Below are 21,687 nucleotides of genomic sequence, written 5' to 3'. Positions count from 1 at the left end.
TGTCATGAATCAGGCATTAAATAATGAATTTACTTCCGATATTTCACAACCAGCTCGTTTTGAATTGGCCTCTACCCAGCTCGGTATTTTTCTTGCCGATCACTTAAGTTCTATTGAAGATTTATATACGATTGCACACTGCTTAGAATTACCAAAATCTATTGATATTTCAGTGTTTAAGCAAGCAATTCAAATGGGTTTAAATGAAGCTGACACTGTGATTGCTTCATATTCATCGGATCCGGCACAGCCCTTTATTGAACTTAATAAGCAAATGCAGATTCGAATCGAAGAATTTGATTTTTGCCATTTAACCCCTCAAAAAGCTCAGCAACGGTTATGGGATTGGATGCCATCTGACCGCCAATGCGCTAAATCACTTAAAGCTGGTGAATCTCAACTGTTCCGTCAGGTGTTATTTACTACACACGACAAAGTGTATTGGTATCAACGTTATCATCACATCATGCTTGATGGTTTTAGCATGATTAACCTCACAAAACGAATTGTTGAGTTATATCAACAATTACAAGCTGGAAAAGACCTTAGTTCTTCACCTTTTATTGATATTAATGATGTCATCTTAGAGCGTCAGGCTTATGAAAATAGCCATCAATTTAAAATAGACCAAGCTTTTTGGAAGGCTTACTGTGAAGACTTGCCTAGTCCTATTAGTTTAAGTACACACCACTTAGCCTCGAAAACAACAGCCCAATTTGTTAAGCACCAGCTGCGTTTTTCTACAGGAATTTTAGAGCAAATTCAGGCTTTAGCAGCACAATTAAAATTAGCTTTGAATGACATGATGATGTCATTGTCATTACATTATATTTACAAAATGACAGATAAAGCCGAGTTGGTTAACGGTATTCCATTTATGCGCCGTTTAGGCTCAAAAGCAATTCGCTCAACATTACCGACCGTAAATGTATTGCCTGTGAAGTTTAATGTGGCTGAAAAAGACAGTTGGGTGAGCTTGGCTCAACATGTTCAAAAACAATTACGACAAATTCGTCCGCATCAGAAATATGATGCTGAACAAATTTTAAGAGATTTAAATAGTATCAATATCCATGAACGAATGTATGGTCCTATTTTAAATTATAAAGCTTTTGATCAAGACTTGGTGTTAGATGGTGAAAAGGTCAAAACCCATCATATCTCAACAGGACCCATTGATGATTTTGAGTTTTCTTTTATCGTTCAAGATCATGAACTCATTATCGAATTACGTGCGGATGCGCAGCGTTATACTCAAGATGAGTTACTCATGCATGGTCAGCGTATAACGCTGCTATTAGAGCAGACTTTATTACAACCAGAGCATCCATGTAGCAATTTTAATATTACGACGCCACAAGAACTTAGTGCGCTCACAAAAAGCGGTATAGGCCCTCGCGTTAACCATCCTGAACAATATAATAATGTTCTAGATCTCTTCTATGAACAAGTTCAAAAGTATCCGGAACGTATTGCAATTATTAGTGGTGAACGTCCGAATCTACAACAACTTAGTTTTTCTGAACTTGCAATTCGGGTGAACCAACTTACCCGTTTTTTACAGGAAAATGGCGCAAAAAAACATACGGTTATTGCGGGTGCTATTCCACGTTCTATCGATTCAGTTGTTGTGATGCTATCGGTATTAAATTCGGGTGCAAGCTTCTTACCACTCGATTTAGATTACCCAATCGATCGTATGCAAATGATGTGTGAAGATGCCAATCCATTGTTTGTGCTTACAACACAGGCGCTGTCAACCCAATTGCCTCAAAATATTCAGCAAGTACATCTTGACCATATTGATGTTCAAAAGCAGATTCAAAAACAAGAAACGAGTGATATTCCTACCCAGAGTCGTAATTTCGATTTTCAGGATGTGGCTTATGTGATTTTTACATCAGGCAGTACAGGGCGTCCGAAAGGTGTCATGAACACGCATGGTTCGCTACTCAACCTAATTTTATCGCATAAACCTACAATTTATTGGCCTGTACTTAATGCTGTAGAGCAGCGTTTTCCTGATCGTCCATTACGCGCAGCACATACACACTCTTTCTCATTTGACTCTTCTTGGTTGCAAGTTTTCTGGATGCTATGGGGACAAGAGCTACATATTTTTGATGAAAACATGCGCCGTGATGCATTTGGTTTGGTGCAAGAAATTCAGCAACGACAAATCGATACATTAGATTTACCGCCGTCTTTTTGCGCGCAAATGATTACCAATGGCTTATTTTCAGATGGTCAACATCATCCAAGTCTGATCTTGATTGGTGGTGAAGCTGCGCCTTTAGCTTTATGGCAACAGCTTAATGCTCAGCCAGAGCTTTTTGCACATAACTTATATGGCCCAACAGAGTATACGGTTGATACTTTCCGTGCAGAATTAAAGCACACATCACGTCCAGTCATTGGTAACCCAATTGGTAATACTCAAGCATATGTACTTGATCGACATTTACAGCGATGTGCCACTGGCGTGATTGGTGAGCTTTATATTTCTGGCTTTGGTATTGCTAATGGTTATTTAGGTCGTGCTGACTTGAGTGCTGCTCGTTTTGTTGCCAATCCATTTGAACATGGACAGCGCATGTATCGTACGGGTGATTTGGTGCGTTGGAATACGGCTGGCAAGCTTGAGTTTATGGGGCGCTGCGATGACCAAATTAAAATTCGTGGTTATCGGGTTGAAATTGGTGAAGTAGAAAATGCGCTTTCCGTTTTACCTAATATTGAAAGTGTTGTCGTCATTGCAGAGCCAATTAATAACAGCCACCGTTTGCTCGGTTACTGTGTTGTCAAAGACATTGAACTCGATGAAAAAATAAGTGAGCAGTTAAGTCAGCAATATTTAAGTCAGTTACGTCAAAACTTACCTGAATATATGGTGCCTTCAGCCCTCACAGTCATGGCTGAATTTCCCCGAAATGTAAGTGGTAAGGTTGATAAAAAAGCCCTACCGCGTCCTAAAGTTCGCAGTCATAGTCGTATGGCAGAAACACCTGAACAGAAGCTTTTATGTCAGATTGTCGCATCGGTGCTGAAACTAGATACTATTGGGATTGATGACGACTTCTTTATGACAGGTGGTGATAGCATTTCTGCCATCATGGTGTGTACTCAACTACGGCAGTATGGTTACAGCTTAAGACCAAGTGATGTATTCCAATTCAAAACTGTTGCTGCTCTGGTACCCCATCTGACACGTTTAGATGAGCAACAAACGGCTATTTCAAAACCATTATTTTCAGCAGACCTAGAACAAAAGGTTCAAGAAAAATACGGAAAAAATAGCACGATTCTGCCTTTACTTCCTTTACAAAAAGGCATGCTGTTCTTATCTCAAGTAGAAAATCAATCGAACTATAATGCCTTTACCCGTCTTAGCTTAAATGGAGACATTGATCCGGTACGTTTACAGCAAGCACTGATTACCGTATTAAAACGTCACCCTCAATTAGGTGGACATTTTGATAGCGAATTAGCTGAAGAACCTGTTTTTATCTATTCATTGCACCCTACTCAAGCTTGGCCAGTTCAGTTTTGTTCGGTTACTCCCGATCTGCTTGAGCAAACCATTCAAGAGGTATTACAACAACCGATTCACCTTGACCAACCCTATGGTCTGATTCGGGCAACTTTAATTCAACATGCTCCTGAACAATCAGAACTATTGATTATGGTGCATCACTTGCTAACTGATGGCTGGTCAACTCCACTGTTTTTACAAGACTTTATTAAAGCCTATCAGCAAACTAACCAACAACTGCCAGTACTTAAACATAGCTATGAAACGGTGATTAAAGCCTTATCTGGACGTAACCATGAAACGTCAAAAGTAATATGGCAACGTGATTTAGCTGATTTGCAGCCACTTATTTTATTTAATCAACCCCAGCAAGCCGTACAGGAAACTTCTTATCATTTAAGTGCTGAGTTGGGTGCGAAACTTCAACACAAATTACGCCAACAAGGCATCACGCTCAATGTCTTCATGCAAATGATCTGGGCAATGACTTTAAATATTTATGCTCATCGTGAAGATATTGTGTTTGGCACCCCTGTTTCTGGGCGTTCAGCACCTATCAATGGTTTAGAGCAACAAATCGGATTGTTTTTAAATACGATTCCGGTACGTGTACAGTTGAACATGCAGCAAACACTTTGGGAACAATTAGCTCAGTTACAGCAATTGCATGTTGAACATTTAGAACACGATGGTTTAGGACTGGGTGCAATTCAGCAATTAATGGAGCAAGGTAATCTTTTCGATAGTTTGTTAGTCGTAGAAAACTACCCTGATAACCAATATTTACAGCAAAAACTTGGCGATGCGGCTGTTTCTAAGCTCACAAATCGCGGTTATAGCCATTATCCGCTTGCGTTGTTAGTCATCCCTGATCATCAAATTGAATTACTACTCGAGCAACGTGGTGTAATCGATCAGCCAGAACATTTGCTACAGAGAATGGTTCAATTTATTGAAATTGCACTAAATGAACCAGAAACTGCTTTAGGCCATTACTGTCTACAACTTGCTGAAGAGCGCGATTTAATCCAGAAAACAAATCAAACTCAATATTATGTTCGTTCAACAACATTACAGCAATTACTCAGAGAGCAAGCTCGAATTACTCCTGAACAAACGGCGTTATGTGATGAAACTCACCAGCTAAGCTTTAGGGAAGTCCGATTACAAGTTTGTGCTTTAGCACAGCAATTGCAACTTGCAGGTGTACAAGCTGGAGATATTGTTGCCGTTGCCCTACCAAGGTCGGTCAAACTGAGTATTGCTATTTTAGCGGTGATTGAAGCAGGTGCAGCTTATTTGCCACTCGATTTACAACATCCGACTGAACGTATCAAATTTATGTTGCAAGATGCTAAATCTAAACTTTTGATTGGTGAACAAAAAGATCTAACCGCTATTGCTCAACCATCAATAGCCACCTTTGCTTTCGATCAATTGTTTGATGAAACAAAGGTTGATTTAAGTAGCTATAAAACGACAGTCATTACCCCACAGCATCCTGCCTATTTAATTTATACCTCTGGTACAACTGGCCAACCCAAAGGTGTCATGGTTTCTCACCAAGCCATTGTGAACCGTATTTTATGGATGCAATCAGAGTATCCAATCTCAGCAGCCGATACGATTTTGCAAAAAACACCATGTACTTTTGATGTTTCTGTATGGGAATTTTTCTGGTCGTATCTGGTCGGTGCTCGATTGGTTATGGCACCTGTGGATGCACACCGTGACCCGTTGGCATTATTAAATCTCATTCAAAAATATCAGGTAACCACATTACATTTTGTACCATCAATGCTGGCTGTCTTTGAAAATGCAGCAACAGAAATTCTGTCACTTGCTCAAAGACAAAGTTTGTCAATTCGCCGAGTGTTCTGTAGTGGTGAGGCATTACCAACGGCTTTAGCAAAATCATTTACTGAGCACTTTAGCTGTGAGTTGCATAATTTATATGGACCAACGGAAGCTGCGGTAGATGTGAGTTATATGGATGCAACGTTGGGATTACATCCTGAAGAAAGTAGCGTTGCAATTGGTTATCCGGTCTGGAATACGCAGCTTTATATTTTAGATCAATATTTACGCCCTGTTCCTGTTGGAGTGGACGGTGAGCTTTATTTAGCAGGTAACCAACTCGCCATGGGTTATTTACATCGAGCAGACTTAACAGCAACACGCTTTGTGGCAAACCCGTTTGTCGCAGGTCAAAGAATGTATCGCACCGGAGATATTGCCCGTTGGCATGCAGATGGCAGTATTCAATATATGGGCCGTGCAGATGATCAGCTAAAAATACGAGGGCAACGGATTGAACTGGGTGAAATTGAGCAACAGCTACGTTTAGCCAGTGGGTTAGATGATGTGATTGTCCACCCTATTTCTTCTGAACAAAATAAAGCTGATGTTCAGTTGGTTGCTTATTTGCAAACAACAGCACCTGTGGACATTGAGCAGTTAAAGAAACGTATTGCGAAACAGCTTCCTGCTTATATGTTGCCAACACACTATATGTTAGTTGAGCAATTCCCCCTAAGTCATAATGGTAAGCTGGACCGTAAAGCACTACCGCGACCACAAACTGAAGCTACAAATACAGAAAAACAGTACGCCACAACTGCTTTTGAACATGAACTGACACGTATTTTCCAGCAAGTTTTAAATACAGAACAAAATATTGGCATAAACGAAGATTTCTTTGCCATTGGTGGACATTCCATTTTGGTCATGAAGCTTGCAATTGAAATCCGAAAAGTATTTAAGCGGACCATTCCAATTGGTCAGTTAATGAGTCATGTGACTATTCAGCGTTTAGCGGCTTTGCTTCTTACACAAGAACGTTTAGAAGAAGTTGAGCAAACTGGTATGCAACCTGTTTTACCAATCCGTTCTGGCTCTGGGCATCCACTGTTCTGTTTCTTCCCAGGTTCTGGTTCGGCATGGCAATACACAGTACTCAATCGTTATCTGCATTCTGATTTACCCATTATCGGGTTGCAGTCACCTCGCCCAGATGGACTATTGGCAAATAGCGCAAATATGGATGAGTTGGTTGAAAAACAACTTGAGATTATTCGCCAGCAACAACCAATAGGACCTTATACCTTATTAGGTTATTCACTAGGCGGCACAGTCGCTTATACAGTTGCAGCAAAGTTAAAAGAACATGGTGAACAGGTTGATTTTCTAGGCTTGTTAGACACTTACCCTGCCGAAATTCATCAGTGGTTAGATTTATCTGTAGAAGAAATGAATGCTGAGGCTGAACAGGAACAGCTTCAATTCTTCAATGATATTCTGGCCGATGCAGATACGGCACTAAACGAAGAAACTCGCCGTTTACAAGAGGATATTTTTGCAAACTATCGTGATGCAGTCCGTTTATTAAAACCTTATAAAATGCCGCACTTTGAAGGTGAACTACATTTAGTTGTTGCTGAAAAAGATTTACTTCCATATATCCAACCAGAACAACAATGGTCGCCTTTAGTTAAAAAGCTCAATATTGTTCGCCTAAGTGATGCAGACCATACCGATTTATTATCTCCGCAGCAGCTTGAAACTCTTGGCCCAATTTTAAATCGCATGATTTGTCAGGCACGTGGTTTAGAGGAGCAAATGCCATGAGTTTTAAATCAATATTGACCGATTTCAGTCTTTTAAAACGTAATGCTCATTTTCGACATGTATTTATTGCCCGTACGCTGTCATTGCTGACGATTGGCATGCTTGTGGTTGCCATTCCAAAACAAGTCTATGACTTAACCGGTAGTTCGTTAAATGTTGCTGTTGCAATGGCCTTTGAAGGCGTTGCGATGTTTATTGGGTTGTTACTCGGTGGTTTGTTGTCAGACCGCAAAGACCGAAAATGGCTGATTTTATTGGCGCGCAGTGTTTGCGGTTTAGGTTTTGCAGGGCTTGCGATTAATGCCATGTTTGAGCATCCTTCGCTCTATGCCATTTATTTTCTTTCAGCATGGGATGGTTTCTTTGGTGCTTTGGGTGTAACCGCAATGATGGCGATTATGCCTGTGATTGTAGGACGTGAAAATATCGTACAAGCCCGTGCGATCAGTATGGTATCTGTACGACTTGCTACCGTTATTTCACCAGCAATCGGCGGTATTTTAATTGCAGTCAGCGGTGTTGCAACGGTGTATTGGGTTTCAACGGTGGGCACCTTACTCACCGTGTTTTTATTGATGGGGCTACCTGCACTTAAACCGCAACACACATCAAATGGTGAAAGTCCTCTTCGTCAATTAGCTCAAGGGTTTAAATTCGTTTTTAAAAACAAAGTGGTTGGCAGCACGATTTTAATTGGAACATTGCTTAGCTTTAGCAGTGCTATTCGCATTATTTTTCCACAAATGGCAGATGAAATCTTTCACGGCGGCGCGTTTGAACTCGGTCTTATGTATTCGGCCGTACCTTTAGGTTCAACCCTAGGTGCCTTACTCAGTGGATGGACAACACGATTACTGCGACCAGGCTTAGTCATGCTCTACACCTGTTTAGGCGTCTTTAGCTGCATGATTATGATTGGGCTTTCACCATGGTTAATCATGACTTTGCCCATTTTATGTGTGTTTGGATATTTGATGTCGATTGCCAACTTGCTTCAATACAGCATTGTACAAGGACATACACCTGATGAATATTTAGGCCGTATTAATGCAATCTGGCTCGCGCAAGATGCGTTAGGTGATTCGATTGCCACAACAACTTTAGGACTTTTAACGCGGTTTTTACCAATATCAGGAAGCATTCTCTTCTTCGGCATATTAAGTTTTGCGGTAGGATTTATGTTCTTATTCAATTCTCAAGATATGCGTGAAACGGGATTTCAAGATCCTAAACTACAAGAAAATTAAGTCATAACTTAAAAGAAGGCAATTCGTTGCCTTCTTTTGTTTTTAAGCAGAATTTTCGGCTTGAAAGACCCAAGTCATAATGTAGTCTTGTTCCACTTTCCAGCCGCCTTGATAGTGTTCTAAAAGTTGATAGCGATTTCGTATTTCTGATGTAAAAGCCAAAGTTAATGTTTGGTTTTCAAAATCAATATCGACTACAGAAGCTTCTAAAAAGTCGATGTATTGTTTAGCTAGAGGATATACAGCTTTATATAAGCTTTCTTTAACAGAAAAGATTAAGCTCACAAATTGATAAAAATCAAAAAACTCATAGGCTTTAATCTTCCAAAGTTCCAATTCAGAAGGCGTTAAAATAAGATGTGCACTCTCTTGAGCAAATTTTGAGGTCACCCAATGCTCGATATCAATTCCTAAATAACTGGCTTTGTCGGATAGCGCAACGATCAACTTATTTTGTGAATGACTAATACTACCCAAAACATGAGTTGGCCAGACGGGCAAATGTTCATGCATAGAAGTTATTGGCTGATCTAAACCAAAATGATGCTTTAAAACAGCTTGAGCCAATATCCTTCCACATAAATACTCATGTTGGCGTTTAGGATGCGCTTGAGCAATCAGTTTTGGGGGTTTTAGCTGCTGATCTATATGTAAATGCAATGTTTTTGATAAGTCTAAACCATAACAATAGAACGGCATTTTAAATAAAATTGGTTTAGAAATTTCGAAAACCAACCCACAAAGAGATTCAGGAATATATAAATAATCACTTACAGCATTTGACATCAAATAAAGATTTTTTAACGAGTTATCTCCTATCTTATCGTATGGCAATAAAGTGATAAATAATTATATTTATCATTTGATAATAATTATTATTTACTTATACTATTGGATAAATTTTCCCCTTAATTTATTTAAAAATATTGATCATGAAACTTATAGGACTTTTTTTGACCCTGTTGGGAGCATTCAGTATCTATTGTAGTCATAGCAACCAAAACCTGTTATCTCAGCATCTTCCCACTCTATTTAAGTATTTAGGCCTATTGTTTTTAGTCATTGGATTAATTGCACTCTTTGCCAGCTTACCCAAAGTTGTTGCCGCTTTTTGTTGGTTCATGCTTATCATTTTTGCATGGTCGTTCCTTCCTTTTATGGCGCTTTTTAAACGGAAACTGGTTTCATGAAAGCTAAAATTCAGTCTCCTATTCAGCCAGATTGGTGGAGTAAAACTTTTGCTGGTGGTGTTCTAGGGCTAAGCCTTGCCATTGCTTTTGGCAACCTGATTGTTTTATTAGGTCAGCCTTATATTTCAATGGACCTTTTGGCCCAATTAGGCATGTGGAGTATTCCTTGGGTTTGGATGCCAATTATGTTTGGCACCTATTTCTTTGTGACAGGAAGACAAGCAATGGTTTATTTATTTGTTGCCAACGTACTGGCTTATAGCTGTGTGTTTCTAATTCGGGGTTAAATAATGAAAGTACGTTCGGATATCATGAAACTTGCAAAAAGCATGCATACTTGGGTGGGTGTATGTGCAGGGATTTTACTTTTTATCTGCTTTTTTGCTGGCGGCCTCAGCATGTTTCAGCACTATATTAGTAAGTGGGCCACACCAACGCAGCAAGTTTTACCTAAAGTCTCACCCGACCAATATAATGAGCTGATTCAGAAAGTACAGACTGCCTACCCTGCAACCCAACAAGGCTTTACTCTCAATTTATCGTCGAATGAATTTCACTATGCGCCCATTACGTGGAGTGAACATGGACGTGGAGATGGCTTTAATGCTGCTCAGTCCACGTGGATGGCCAGCTTAGATGAAAAAGGTCACTTAATTGTTGCTCAAGAAAACTTATCTAAAGCGGGCTGGCTGATAGAACAGTTACATGAAACAGCAGGCATACCGGGCATGGCAGGCCATCACGGATTGGGTCTCTATGTGATGGGTGTAGTTTCGATTTTATATTTTCTTGCCTTGCTTTCAGGAGTCATTATTCTTTTACCAACCTTGGTAAAGGACTATTTTGTCATTCGTCCTGGTAAAAATAAAAAGCGCTTTTGGTTAGATGCGCATAACGTGATTGGAATTACCAGCTTACCTTTTCACATCATTATTAGTATTAGCGTTATTGTCTTTGCTTTTCATGACTTTTTTTATGATGCGATTGGACAACTTGCTCTAAAAGGACAGCCTGTTTTTCAACGTTCGCCTCCTGCGCTTATTCAACCAAAACAAACACAAATTGATGTGCAGCAAATATTAGCTCAAGCCAAAAAAGTTACGCCTGAATATTCAGTTGACTATATCCAGTTCAATGGTCTCGATAAACCTGAAAAAGCCAATGCACGAATTGCCCTTTATAGTTCAGATCAGATGTTGCGCGGTGCGAATCATGACTTTATGCGCATGAACCCATATGCAGTTGAGCACTTTGATCATAAAGGCATTAACACGCGGACGGATGCTGGTAATAAGTTAATCAATGCCATGTTTAGCCTACATTTTGGAAGTTTTGGTGGTACGGGCGTACGTTGGATCTATTTTGTTTTAGGTGTCGGTGGTGCTTTCTTATTTTATACGGGTAATATTCTTTGGGTTGAAACTCGTGCACGTAAGCAAAAGCGTGCTGAAGACCCTGTTCCTGTTCAACGTAAAGATGTGGTGTTCCTTGCGAATTTAACTATTGGTGCATGTTTAGGATGTGTTTTAGCTGTAGTGGGCACCATGTTGAGTAGCCGTTGGCTTTTCGCAGCATTCAATATTGAAAGCATGAATCACCTTTTTATGTATGGTTATTATGCGATTTTCCTACTGACTTTGATTTACACCTTTGTCATTGGCTATGCAAAAGCTTTACCACAACTGCTTTTAACCTTAGTTTTGGTGTTATTTGCAATTCCTCTAACCTCTCTTACAGCCTACTTAATTCCACAAAGTGGTTTATGGGTTCATGGTGGAGAAATTTTGGTGGTTGATTTCTTAGCTGTCATTTTTGCTTTTGCTTTTTGGCGTTTTTATCAGCAAGCTCAAGATCGTCTAAAATCTGCTCCACTGGGCAGTTTATGGGCTGGCTAATACAATAAAGCCTAATCAACCAGACTGAAATAATGTGTGAAATTTGAAGAATTATAAAATCCACATTGTTTCGGTCAGTTGTTTAATTTCTTGAATATCATGACTCACATAAATCATCGGAATTTTTATTTCCTCTTTTACTTTCTGAAAAAAAGGAATAATTTCAGCTTTATGATTCGCATCTAATGCTGATAAAGGTTCATCAAGTAATAACAGCTTTGGTGAATATAACAATGCTCGACCTAGTGCCACGCGCTGCTTTTCCCCACCTGAAAGTTTGATAGGCATACGTTCTAGCAAGTGCTCTAACTTTAATAATTCAATAATGTAATCTGCTTCAAAGTGACGTTCTTGTTGCGATAGATGCTTAAGACCAAATAATAAATTTTGCTTTACCGTTTTATGCGGAAAAAGCTGAGCATCTTGAAAAACCAGTCCAACATGCCGCTTTTGGGTGCTCAAATTAATTTTTTGATTTGAATCAAACCATGTTTGGCCCTGTATCTTAATGAGTCCACTACGCGGTGTGTTCAGGCCAGCAATGGCATGTAATATTGAAGTTTTACCAGAACCAGATGCACCGAATAAACCAATAACTGAAGCATCCGACTGAAAATTGGGTTCGATAAGAAATTGACCCATGTGTAGCTGAAAGTGGCAATCAATTAACATAATATTACCGCCCTAAGCGCTTTTTTTGATAGCGATGAAACCACTGTGCAAACCATAATGCTAAAAAAGCGACACTTAAAGATAGGACTATCAGCCTTTGAATAGCTGCTTCTGTATCGGGTTGTTGCATCAGGCTATACATAGCTAATGGTAAGGTTCTTGTTTCATCTGAAATATTGCCAACAAAAGTAATAGTGGCCCCAAACTCACCTAAACTACGACAAAAACATAAAATGGCACCAATTAAAATGCCACTACTGGCAAGTGGCAACGTGACATGAAAAAATGCCCCTAAAGATGAAGCACCTAATGTCTTTGCTGCCATTTCTAAACGCTGATCGACCAGCTCAATTGCGAGTCGAATGGATTGCACCAAGAGTGGAAAACCCATCACTGCCGAAGCAAGAACTGCTCCTTTCCAGTTAAAGGCGAACTCTAATCCTAAAGGTGCTAAGTATTGCCCAATAATGCCGCGGTTTCCAAAGACTTGTAATAGCAAATAACCCGGCACAACTGGAGGTAGTACCAATGGTAAAAACACCAATGTTTCAATGAATGACTTTCCCCAAAACTCTTTACGTGCCAATATCCACCCTACAAAAATTGCAGGCACAAGGCTGACAATCAGGCAACTTGCAGCAACCTTACAAGAGAGTTGAAGAACGCTAAGCTCTTCTGGGGTTAAAGAAAACATCATGGTTTTGCTGGAGTCAATACACTAAAGCCATATTTTTTAAAAACGACTTTGGCTTGGTTACTTTGTAAAAATTGATAGAACTTTGTTGAGTTCGGATTCTTTTTAATCATCCCGACAGGATAAATAATTGGTAAGTGCGTATTTTCTGGAAATACACCCACCACAGTTACATCTTTACTAATCGCTGCATCGGTTGCATAAACAATGCCCACCTGACATTCACCACGTGCAACGAAATTTAACGCCGCTCGAACATCTTCTGTTTCGACTAATTTTGGCTCAACACGGCTCCACCACCCTAAATTTGTAAATGCTTGTTTGGCATATTTGCCTACAGGCACACTTTTAGTATCTCCAGTACAAATCTTCCCTGTAAACGCTTTATTCGGATCAGTAGTTTTATCTAATTTAACCTTTAATGATTGTCCTTTAGGTGTAATCAGTACCAATCGATTACCTAGTAAGTTTAAACGGTCATTTGCTGTGACTAATTTTTTATTTTGTAGATAATCCATCCATTGCGTATCTGCTGAAATAAAAATATCGGCTGGTGCGCCAGCTTCAATTTGTTTAGCTAATGTCGATGAACCTGCATAAGAGGTTTTAACCTCTACTTTATTCTTTTTTTCGTAAATTTTTTCTAAATCACCCATGGCATTGGTCAAGCTTGCTGCTGCATAAATCGTAACTGATTCTGCATGTGCTGAGTTATTAAATAATAATCCTAAACTCAGCATAGTACTTAAAAGCGTCATTTTCTCAATCTGGGGAGCGCTTAACATTATTTTTCACCTTCTTATTGATTTATGCAGCGATATATATCCAAGAATATAGCGATAAGCATAGCTTATGAAAAGTAGAATTATTTAAAGATAGATGACTAAAATGCTCATAGAAAGTGCATCTTATATTTTTGAGCTATATTGGAGCAAAATATAAAAGAACGATTTTATGTTTAGATTCTATCTAATATCCATCTATGTTTCTTTTTTAGCATGATTTAGATAGGTTTTATGGTCATCACTACATCAAAAAGATAATAGCGATGACCATAAATATCTGTAAACAGATCAGTCGTTTATGCCAGCCACTTTTTTAGATACGCAATAAAAACGTCTATCCCAGACCATCATTTAAGATAGTGCAGAATAGACGTCTTTGTCTGTGTAACTGAAATTGCAGCAGTGCTTTTTCAGCGAGCATTTTTAAACTAAGCAAAAGCCATACCAATCTATTCAATCTATATAAGTTTTTAATCTATTTTCTTTAAATAACTACTCATGATTTGATAATCATGTTCCAAAGCTTGCCTAGCGTTTATTTCCATTTGTCGGTATTGCTCTAAAACTTTCTGGCCCAAAGCTGTGACTGCTGCCCCACCGCCATGTGTTCCGCCCGTTTGAGTTTCAACTAAAGCTGTTTCAAAGCACTGATTCATGGTATCGACCAACTGCCATGCACGGCGGTAGCTCATATTCATAGATTTTGCCGCTTGTGAGATCGAACCAGTTCTCTCAATTGCTTCAAGTAAGTCCGCCTTTCCAGGACCAAATGCAATATTTCGCTCTGAAAGAATTCTGATTTGTAATTTTAATTTATGTTCTTTCATAGACTTAACTCACAAGGTTTTACTTTATGCTCTTTAGGATTATAGGGAAATTTAAAAAGATAGGACATATACATTTTTAAAATGCGATTTCATCTTAAAAATAGTGTGATTAAAAAATCAAAACTGCACAAAGTGGATAAAGATCTGGAAAAAACGGATAGAGCTAAAGGTCTAATCGCGGTTCAATCAGTTAAAAGCTGAATGAATAAAGGATTGAGCAAATGACCTCATCTAATTTAAAACAATGGAATGATTTTGTAGATGGATGTATCGACTTCCGTCCTAAAGATAGCGTGTTTCGTATCGCCCGTAATATGTTTACCGAGCCTGAGCTATTTGATTTGGAAATGGAACTTATTTTTGAAAAGGTTTGGATTTATGCATGTCACGAAAGTGAAATTCCAAACAATCATGATTTCCTAACCGTTCAAATTGGTCGTCAGCCGATTATTGTCAGCCGTGATGGTAAAGGCGAACTGCATGCCATGGTCAATGCTTGTGAGCATCGCGGCGCGACATTAACACGCGTTGCTAAAGGCAATCAGTCAACCTTTACCTGTCCGTTCCATGCATGGTGCTATAAGTCAGATGGCCGTTTAGTCAAAGTCAAAGCACCGAGTGAATATTGCGAAGATTTCGATAAATCAAGCCGTGGTTTAAAACAAGGCCGTATTGCCAGCTATCGTGGTTTTGTATTTGTAAGCCTTGATACGCAAGCAACAGATACTTTAGAAGACTTTTTGGGCGATACAAAACTGTTCCTTGATTTAATGGTTAATCAGTCACCAACGGGTGAACTAGAAGTTCTTCAAGGTAAGTCATCTTACACCTTTGCAGGTAACTGGAAACTACAAAATGAAAATGGCCTAGATGGCTACCATGTCAGTACCGTTCACTATAATTATGTCTCTACAGTCCAACACCGCCAACAAGTGAACGCATCTAATGGTAGCGATCTCGACACCCTTGACTATAGCAAGTTGGGTGCGGGTGACTCAGAAACTGATGATGGCTGGTTCAGCTTTAAAAATGGCCACAGTGTTTTATTCAGTGATATGCCGAACCCAACAGTTCGTCCGGGTTACAGCACAGTTATGCCGTATATGGTTGAAAAGTATGGCGACAAATATGCTGAATGGGCAATGCACCGTTTAAGAAACTTAAACTTGTACCCTAGCCTATTTTTTATGGATCAAATTAGTTCGCAACTTCGTATTATTCGCCCTGTTGCGTGGAATAAAACAGAAGTTATTAGCCAGTGCATTGGGGTTAAAGGTGAATCTGCTGAAGCACGCCGTAACCGTATTCGCCAGTTCGAAGATTTCTTTAACGTGTCAGGACTTGGTACACCAGATGATTTAGTCGAGTTCCGTGAACAGCAAAAAGGCTTTCAAGCGCGACTTGAACGTTGGAGCGATATTTCTCGTGGCTGCCAGTCTTGGGAATATGGCGCGACCAAAAACTCACAAGATTTAGGCATCCAACCAGTCATTACTGGCCGTGAATTTACCCATGAAGGACTCTATGTAAACCAACATGGACACTGGCAACGTCTAATGCTTGATGGCTTAAACAAGAAAGCATTGAAAATGCAAGATATTACTTTCGAAAACAATGTCGTAATGGATGAGGTATAACCATGTCACAAGAACTATATTTTGCTGTATCTCAGTTTTTGTACAAAAAAGCAGAACTTTGTGATGCTTATGACTGGGATGCCTATTTAGAACTTTACGATGAAGATAGTGAATATCATATCCCCCAGTGGATTGATGACCATAACTATGTTCAAGATCCGAATCAGGGTTTATCTTATATTTATTATGCGGACCGTACAGGGCTTGAAGACCGCATATTCCGCATTCGTACTGGTAAAGCAGCTTCTGCAACACCATTACCACGCACTTTACACAGCATGAATAACATTCGAGTTAAAACACTTGAGGATGGTCTCATCGAAGCAAAAGTTGTATGGCAAACGCTATATAACCGCCAAGGCTTAGAAGGCTGTTTTTACGGACATGCTACTTATCTGTTACGCCAAACCGCCGATGGTTTCCGTATCCGTCGTCAGCACAGCATTTTGCTCAATGACAAAATTGATTCCGTTTTAGACTTCTATCACGTTTAAGGGGAATGAAAATGGGACATTCAGTTGCACTTAACTTTGCCGATGGCAAAACCTTTTTCATTTCGGTAAATAACGACGAATTATTGCTCGATGCAGCAGTTCGCCAAGGAATTAACCTACCACTAGACTGCCGCGAAGGTGTTTGTGGTACCTGTCAGGGACAGTGTGAAACTGGTATTTATGAACAAGAATATGTCGATGAAGATGCATTAAGTGAACGTGATTTGGCCGAGCGAAAAATGTTAGCTTGCCAGACACGTGTAAAATCTGATGCCGCTTTTTATTTCGATCATGATTCTGCCATTTGTAATGCTGGCGATACCTTAAAAATTGAAACCAAAGTGACCGCTGTTGAACTGGTTTCTGAAACGACAGCAATTTTGCATCTTGACGCGAGCAGTCACGCTGAACAACTTCAGTTTTTACCGGGTCAATATGCTCGTTTGCAAATTCCAGATACTGAAGATTGGCGCTCATATTCATTTGCCAATAGACCGAACGCAACCAATCAATTGCAATTTTTAATTCGTCTATTGCCAGATGGTGTTATGAGCAATTACTTGCGTGATCGCTGTCAGGTTGGACAAACTCTATTCATTGAAGCACCTCTAGGTAGTTTCTATTTGCGCGAAGTAGAACGACCACTGGTTTTTGTGGCAGGTGGAACAGGATTATCAGCTTTCTTGGGAATGCTTGATAACTTGGTTGAGCAGCCTAACTCACCTGCGGTTCAGTTGTATTACGGCGTAAATAATGAAACCGATTTGTGTGAACAACAGCGTTTACATGCCTACGCAGAACAGCTTCCAAACTTTAGTTATCACCCGATTGTGACTAAGGCAACGGAAAGTTGGCAAGGTAAAGCGGGTTATATTCATGAGCATTTAAATAAAGATCAATTGGCTGAACAAGCTTTTGATATGTATTTATGTGGTCCGCCACCGATGATTGAAGCCGTAAGAAATTGGTTAGATGAGCAATCTTTGCAAAACTATCGTATTTACAGCGAGAAGTTTTTACAGAGCAATGCATCGCGATAAAACGTAATAGCCATTACCTAGACATAGAGAAATTAAATCAATTCAATATGCTCTGTAAGGAGTGTATTGAATTTTTTGTATAAAACAATAAAGTTAATGAATTTCAATATTTTAATATAAAAACAAAAATGATGCTTTTTATCTAATTTGGAAAAAATGGATGAAGATTAGGACTTATTGGATAGTGACTACTGGCTAAAAATAGTTCAATCAAAGTCATGTAATAACTTTGATTACATAAGAAAAGCCCAGCCATTTTCTAAATTAAGGCGTTTTATTTATGCATCGACCATGGCCAATTTATGGACAACAGAAAACGTTAATGCTCATCAATATTTTATGTTGCAGTGCATTTTCTACTCAGGCTTATTCAGCGGATGAAGAATGGAAATTTACATTAAAAAATGCATATATAGATAGAAACTATGACAATCCAGATGTAAAAGACACGGGTAGCTGGTCGCAATCAGTTTCTCTATTTTATAACTCCAATATGCATGACACGCCGTTAGAGATTGGCGGAAACCCGATTCAAATTGGGGCAAATGCTTCAGCACAATATGCGGTTCGCTTAAGCCAAGATAAACATGTTGCAGATACCATATTACCTTTTGATAAAGCAACTCAGTCCCAAGCGCCCGATTATTTAAAATATGGTGCAACATTAAAATTAGGCTATAACAAGACTCTACTAAGCATTGGTGAATTATGGCTGGATTTACCCGTAACCACTGTAGATGCAAGTCGTCAGCTACTGACCTCTTATTGGGGAACCAACCTTAAGTCTCAATTAAACGATAAGCTTTTTGCTGAAATTGGCCGTATTGAAAAAGTATCGCCACGAAATGAAGAAGACTTTCACCGATTTTCTTTTACTTCAAAAGGTGTGACTGGCTACTCCGACGGCCTTAACTACATAGATCTACGCTATCAAATCACTCCTACGTTGAAGGGCGAATATTACTTTGGCAATATGGAAGATTTATATAATAAACACTATGTAGGAATGGACCACATATGGAAAAACTCCGATTTTTCAGTTAATTCAAAATTCAAATATTTCAATGCCAAAGATAATGGAAATCTTTTTGATATAGATGCACAAAATGTAGGCTTATTAGAAACGCTTAAAGTAAAAAATCACAGCTTTGGCTTGGGTTATCAACAAATTATTGGTGAGTCTGCCTACCCGCTACCAGATGGTTTCTTGCCTGAAACTTATTTTATTAACTGGAATACAACTGGTTTCTTCAAACAGGATGAAAAATCTTATCACTTCATCTATGGCTATGACTTCAAAGATTATGTTCCTGGTTTAAATACGACTTTCAAATATGTATATGGCGATCACTTTAAAACAGCAGATGGCTTAAAAAACAAAGAAAGTGAAGCAAACGTTATTGTTAATTATGCCCTTCAACAGCCTTTCTTCAATGGTTTAGCCCTTCAGTACATCTTTATTAATTACGACATTAAACATGGAAATGATTTCTCTGAAAACCGTTTCTTTGTCAATTACAGCAGAAAATTTTAATGAATTAAGGAATACATATGAAAACGATAGATGCAAATACGATTATCAACCGCGAAAAACTATCCCCCTTACAATGGACGGTTTTTATATTGGGCTTTTTTGTCTTCTTCTGTGATGGCTTAGACACAGGGATTATTGGTTTTATTGCTCCCGCTTTACTGGATGACTGGGGAATTACCAAGCCTCAACTTGCTCCTGTTTTAAGTGCAGCTTTAGTCGGTATGTCAATCGGGGCAATCATTTCGGGGCCTTTGTCTGATAAGTTTGGGCGTAAAGGCGTCATTGTTTTTACGAGCCTATTATTTTCAATATTTACGATTTTGTGTGGTTTTGCCGACTCGACTCAAGATTTAATGATTTATCGCTTTATTACAGGTATAGGTTTAGGCGCAGCTATGCCAAACATCAGTACCATTGTCTCTGAATATATGCCTGTAAAACGTAAAGCATTCCTTACCGGTCTTGCTGGCTGTGGTTTTATGCTGGGTATTTCTTGTGGCGGTGTGTTATCAGCTTATCTGTTAGAAAGTTATGGTTGGGCTAAGGTCATTATTATTGGTGGAAGTATTCCCCTCATTTTAGTGGTTGCCTTATTACTTAAATTACCTGAATCAACTCAATACTTAATTACGCGCCAACAACAAGATAAAGCACAGCGTATTTTAGAAAATATTCAGGGCCATTCATTTCAAGAACCTGTAAAACTTGTTTTAACTCAAACAGAAAATGCCTCAGATGAAAATCCGGTTAAAATCGTTTTGGGGAAATACCTGTGGGGTTCAAGCATGCTTTGGCTGTGCTGCTTTACCAGTCTATTGGTGTTTTATCTTTTAACAAGTTGGATGCCAACAATTTTAAAAACAGCAGGTTTTAGCACACAACAGTTTAGTTTAATTGCAGCGATTTTCCCTTTTGGTGGCGTGATTGGCGCAACTATTATGGGCTGGTACATGGATAAACTAAACCCAACCACAGTCATTAAATACTCTTATTTAATTGCTTTCGGCTTATTTATTGTTGCTGGTCTGGTAAGCTCAAATATTTTCTTGTTAGGGCTTACTATCTTCTTAATTGGTGCATTACTCGCGGGTGCTCAATCTTCTTTACTACCGCTTGCAGCTATGTTCTACCCAGCAGTGTGCCGTGCGGTTGGCGTTTCGTGGATGCATGGTATTGGTCGTATCGGCGCAATTATAGGTGCTTTTTTTGGATCACTCATTTTCACGTTTAACTTAAGTTTAAGTGGTATTTTCTTCATTCTCGCATTGCCAACGTTCATCTCATTTATTGCCCTTAGTCTTAAAGTCATTCATGAAAAATCAAAAAGTAAACAAGTGTTGAAGCTTGAAGAAAGTATATAAATATTAATCGATAAATAAAAAACTGATTTAGGCAACTAAATCAGTTTTTTATTTGGAAAATTAAATATCAGAAAATTTTGCCTTTAGTTTCACTTGGGTTTTCGCCAAACTCTTCACGATATTCTTGAGAAAAACGACTTAAGTGGTTAAAGCCCCAATCATAAGCAAGCTTTGAAATAGAAATTTTTCTATCTGCTCCTGTGGTGCTCAAAATCTTATAAATTTGTTGGAGACGATATTTTTTCAAATAGGACATTGGACTTGTGCCGTAGCACTGTTGAAATTCGTCATACAACTTTGATTTTGAAACCCCAGCCAGACGTTGCAAATCTTCTGCACGGATTTCTTCATGGGCATGCTCAATAATAAAATTACGAACCTTACGAAGGTAAGCTGGTTCATCCTGATGTGAGAGTAGTTTTAACGCTTCAGAATAATTATTTTCTTGAGATAACAGTAAAGCTTTAATGACAAAATTTTCATAATCTTCAGACAACATCTGCAAACCATAAAAATTGCTATATTGCGATTTTAGCTGTAAAAAATTCTGAATATTTTTCCACCATGCACCAATAAGTTGCTCAGAATCTAGATGCATTTCAGGATTAAAAATGATGGGAGTTTCTATGGGTTTATTCAGTAGATCTGCAAGAACAATTTGCATACTCCGCTCAGGAATAACCACCTGAAATTTTCTGCAATCTTTATCAATCACTAAATCTTGCTGATCGTTATTTGAAACAATCAGACCTCTGTTTTCATCAGATTGATAATGAGCGCCACGAATGTTGAGAACTTGTCGCCCCTGTATCGGCAAACTAATGCTATAAGCTTTTAAATTTGAGATATTAATGGCTACATTTGCACCATAACTGATCGTGCCAATTGCCATTTTTTTATTAGGCAGGCGCATTCCATCATAGTGAAAATCGAGAGTATCTTTGTAAATTGTGTCTAGACGGTGTTCTCCACAAATCGTGGACATCAAATTCTGCGCAAATTCAGCCTTACGCGAATAATGATTGAGTTCCATCTGTTGGCTGAGTGATGTCATATCCTTTTCACCTAGCTAAATAACTTATTGCTAAAAAAGCAACTTATATGCCAATTAATATCCTTTAATTGACGAATTTTCTTGAAAACCATCATATC

The 21,687-nt window shown here is 38.9% G+C and carries 15 protein-coding genes; 9 read left to right on the top strand and 6 right to left on the bottom strand.

Annotation, left to right across the window (positions count from 1 at the left end):
• Positions 1-4: 4 nt before the first annotated feature.
• Together MSG66_RS02900 and entS are read left to right on the top strand one after the other, a co-directional pair.
• The gene (locus MSG66_RS02900; RefSeq protein WP_324652102.1) at positions 5-7,159 is read left to right on the top strand and encodes a non-ribosomal peptide synthetase; all 7,155 of its coding nucleotides are present in this window, start codon (positions 5-7) and stop codon (positions 7,157-7,159) included.
• Positions 7,156-8,406: an enterobactin transporter EntS gene (entS, locus tag MSG66_RS02895; RefSeq protein ID WP_324652100.1), complete on the top strand. Its 1,251-nt coding sequence runs from the start codon at positions 7,156-7,158 to the stop codon at positions 8,404-8,406. The genes MSG66_RS02900 and entS overlap by 4 nt, the downstream gene beginning before the upstream one ends.
• A 42-nt stretch (positions 8,407-8,448) precedes the next feature.
• Here entS and MSG66_RS02890 read toward each other — a convergent pair whose 3' ends face one another.
• On the bottom strand, positions 8,449-9,192 hold the full coding sequence (locus MSG66_RS02890) for a 4'-phosphopantetheinyl transferase family protein (protein WP_324652098.1): 744 nt from the start codon (positions 9,190-9,192) through the stop codon (positions 8,449-8,451).
• Positions 9,193-9,592: 400 nt separating this feature from the next.
• On the opposite strand from MSG66_RS02890, the gene MSG66_RS02885 reads away from it, so the two are divergent.
• Positions 9,593-9,883, top strand: a complete 291-nt coding sequence (locus tag MSG66_RS02885) for a hypothetical protein (RefSeq protein ID WP_133973639.1) — start codon at positions 9,593-9,595, stop codon at positions 9,881-9,883.
• 3 nt (positions 9,884-9,886) lie between these two features.
• Positions 9,887-11,491, top strand: coding sequence for a PepSY-associated TM helix domain-containing protein (locus tag MSG66_RS02880; RefSeq protein ID WP_324652095.1), 1,605 nt, complete (start codon positions 9,887-9,889; stop codon positions 11,489-11,491).
• Between the two features lie 51 nt (positions 11,492-11,542).
• On the opposite strand, the gene MSG66_RS02875 is transcribed toward MSG66_RS02880, so the two are convergent.
• From MSG66_RS02875 to MSG66_RS02860, 4 genes are all read right to left on the bottom strand, one after another.
• Positions 11,543-12,163, bottom strand: a complete 621-nt coding sequence (locus MSG66_RS02875) for an ATP-binding cassette domain-containing protein (RefSeq protein ID WP_324652093.1) — start codon at positions 12,161-12,163, stop codon at positions 11,543-11,545.
• Between the two features lie 4 nt (positions 12,164-12,167).
• Positions 12,168-12,860, bottom strand: coding sequence for a molybdate ABC transporter permease subunit (gene modB, locus MSG66_RS02870; RefSeq protein ID WP_324652091.1), 693 nt, complete (start codon positions 12,858-12,860; stop codon positions 12,168-12,170).
• The gene (gene modA / locus MSG66_RS02865) at positions 12,857-13,642 is read right to left on the bottom strand and encodes a molybdate ABC transporter substrate-binding protein (protein WP_262471888.1); all 786 of its coding nucleotides are present in this window, start codon (positions 13,640-13,642) and stop codon (positions 12,857-12,859) included. Before modA ends, modB begins: the two co-directional genes overlap by 4 nt.
• Before the next feature lie 470 nt (positions 13,643-14,112).
• Positions 14,113-14,469, bottom strand: coding sequence for a winged helix-turn-helix domain-containing protein (locus MSG66_RS02860; RefSeq protein ID WP_262471887.1), 357 nt, complete (start codon positions 14,467-14,469; stop codon positions 14,113-14,115).
• Between the two features lie 221 nt (positions 14,470-14,690).
• Between MSG66_RS02860 and antA the strand changes: the two genes are divergently transcribed.
• The 5 genes from antA to MSG66_RS02835 all read left to right on the top strand — a co-directional run bounded on the left by antA (position 14,691) and on the right by MSG66_RS02835 (position 20,535).
• Positions 14,691-16,106 (top strand): anthranilate 1,2-dioxygenase large subunit, encoded by a 1,416-nt coding sequence (gene antA, locus MSG66_RS02855; RefSeq protein ID WP_262471886.1) that lies wholly within the window; start codon positions 14,691-14,693, stop codon positions 16,104-16,106.
• Between the two features lie 2 nt (positions 16,107-16,108).
• Complete coding sequence (gene antB, locus MSG66_RS02850) at positions 16,109-16,600, top strand: anthranilate 1,2-dioxygenase small subunit (RefSeq protein ID WP_262471885.1); 492 nt, start codon at positions 16,109-16,111, stop codon at positions 16,598-16,600.
• 5 nt (positions 16,601-16,605) lie between these two features.
• Entirely contained in the window at positions 16,606-17,640 is a 1,035-nt protein-coding gene (gene antC / locus MSG66_RS02845; protein WP_324652086.1) for an anthranilate 1,2-dioxygenase electron transfer component AntC, read from the top strand.
• 322 nt (positions 17,641-17,962) lie between these two features.
• Entirely contained in the window at positions 17,963-19,174 is a 1,212-nt protein-coding gene (locus MSG66_RS02840; protein ID WP_420714246.1) for an OprD family outer membrane porin, read from the top strand.
• A gap of 17 nt (positions 19,175-19,191) precedes the next feature.
• The gene (locus tag MSG66_RS02835) at positions 19,192-20,535 is read left to right on the top strand and encodes an MFS transporter (RefSeq protein ID WP_262471876.1); all 1,344 of its coding nucleotides are present in this window, start codon (positions 19,192-19,194) and stop codon (positions 20,533-20,535) included.
• Positions 20,536-20,602: 67 nt separating this feature from the next.
• Here the strand turns inward: MSG66_RS02835 and MSG66_RS02830 are convergent, their stop codons facing one another.
• On the bottom strand, positions 20,603-21,589 hold the full coding sequence (locus MSG66_RS02830; protein ID WP_262471875.1) for an AraC family transcriptional regulator: 987 nt from the start codon (positions 21,587-21,589) through the stop codon (positions 20,603-20,605).
• Between the last annotated feature and the right edge of the window lie 98 nt (positions 21,590-21,687).

Origin of the sequence: Acinetobacter sp. IK31, from assembly GCF_035615195.1 — a bacterium.
Taxonomy (GTDB): Bacteria; Pseudomonadota; Gammaproteobacteria; order Pseudomonadales; family Moraxellaceae; genus Acinetobacter; species Acinetobacter calcoaceticus_C.
Note: the sequence above shows the minus strand (reverse complement) of the source record. Positions and strands in the feature narration are given on the sequence as shown.

Coding starts and splice junctions, on each gene's coding strand:
- MSG66_RS02900 (WP_324652102.1), top strand. CDS start 5: ATGAATCAGGCATTAAATAATGAATTTACTTCCGATATTTCACAACCA.
- entS (WP_324652100.1), top strand. CDS start 7,156: ATGAGTTTTAAATCAATATTGACCGATTTCAGTCTTTTAAAACGTAAT.
- MSG66_RS02890 (WP_324652098.1), bottom strand. CDS start 9,192: ATGTCAAATGCTGTAAGTGATTATTTATATATTCCTGAATCTCTTTGT.
- MSG66_RS02885 (WP_133973639.1), top strand. CDS start 9,593: ATGAAAGCTAAAATTCAGTCTCCTATTCAGCCAGATTGGTGGAGTAAA.
- MSG66_RS02880 (WP_324652095.1), top strand. CDS start 9,887: ATGAAAGTACGTTCGGATATCATGAAACTTGCAAAAAGCATGCATACT.
- MSG66_RS02875 (WP_324652093.1), bottom strand. CDS start 12,163: ATGTTAATTGATTGCCACTTTCAGCTACACATGGGTCAATTTCTTATC.
- modB (WP_324652091.1), bottom strand. CDS start 12,860: ATGATGTTTTCTTTAACCCCAGAAGAGCTTAGCGTTCTTCAACTCTCT.
- modA (WP_262471888.1), bottom strand. CDS start 13,642: ATGTTAAGCGCTCCCCAGATTGAGAAAATGACGCTTTTAAGTACTATG.
- MSG66_RS02860 (WP_262471887.1), bottom strand. CDS start 14,469: ATGAAAGAACATAAATTAAAATTACAAATCAGAATTCTTTCAGAGCGA.
- antA (WP_262471886.1), top strand. CDS start 14,691: ATGACCTCATCTAATTTAAAACAATGGAATGATTTTGTAGATGGATGT.
- antB (WP_262471885.1), top strand. CDS start 16,109: ATGTCACAAGAACTATATTTTGCTGTATCTCAGTTTTTGTACAAAAAA.
- antC (WP_324652086.1), top strand. CDS start 16,606: ATGAAAATGGGACATTCAGTTGCACTTAACTTTGCCGATGGCAAAACC.
- MSG66_RS02840 (WP_420714246.1), top strand. CDS start 17,963: ATGCTCATCAATATTTTATGTTGCAGTGCATTTTCTACTCAGGCTTAT.
- MSG66_RS02835 (WP_262471876.1), top strand. CDS start 19,192: ATGAAAACGATAGATGCAAATACGATTATCAACCGCGAAAAACTATCC.
- MSG66_RS02830 (WP_262471875.1), bottom strand. CDS start 21,589: ATGACATCACTCAGCCAACAGATGGAACTCAATCATTATTCGCGTAAG.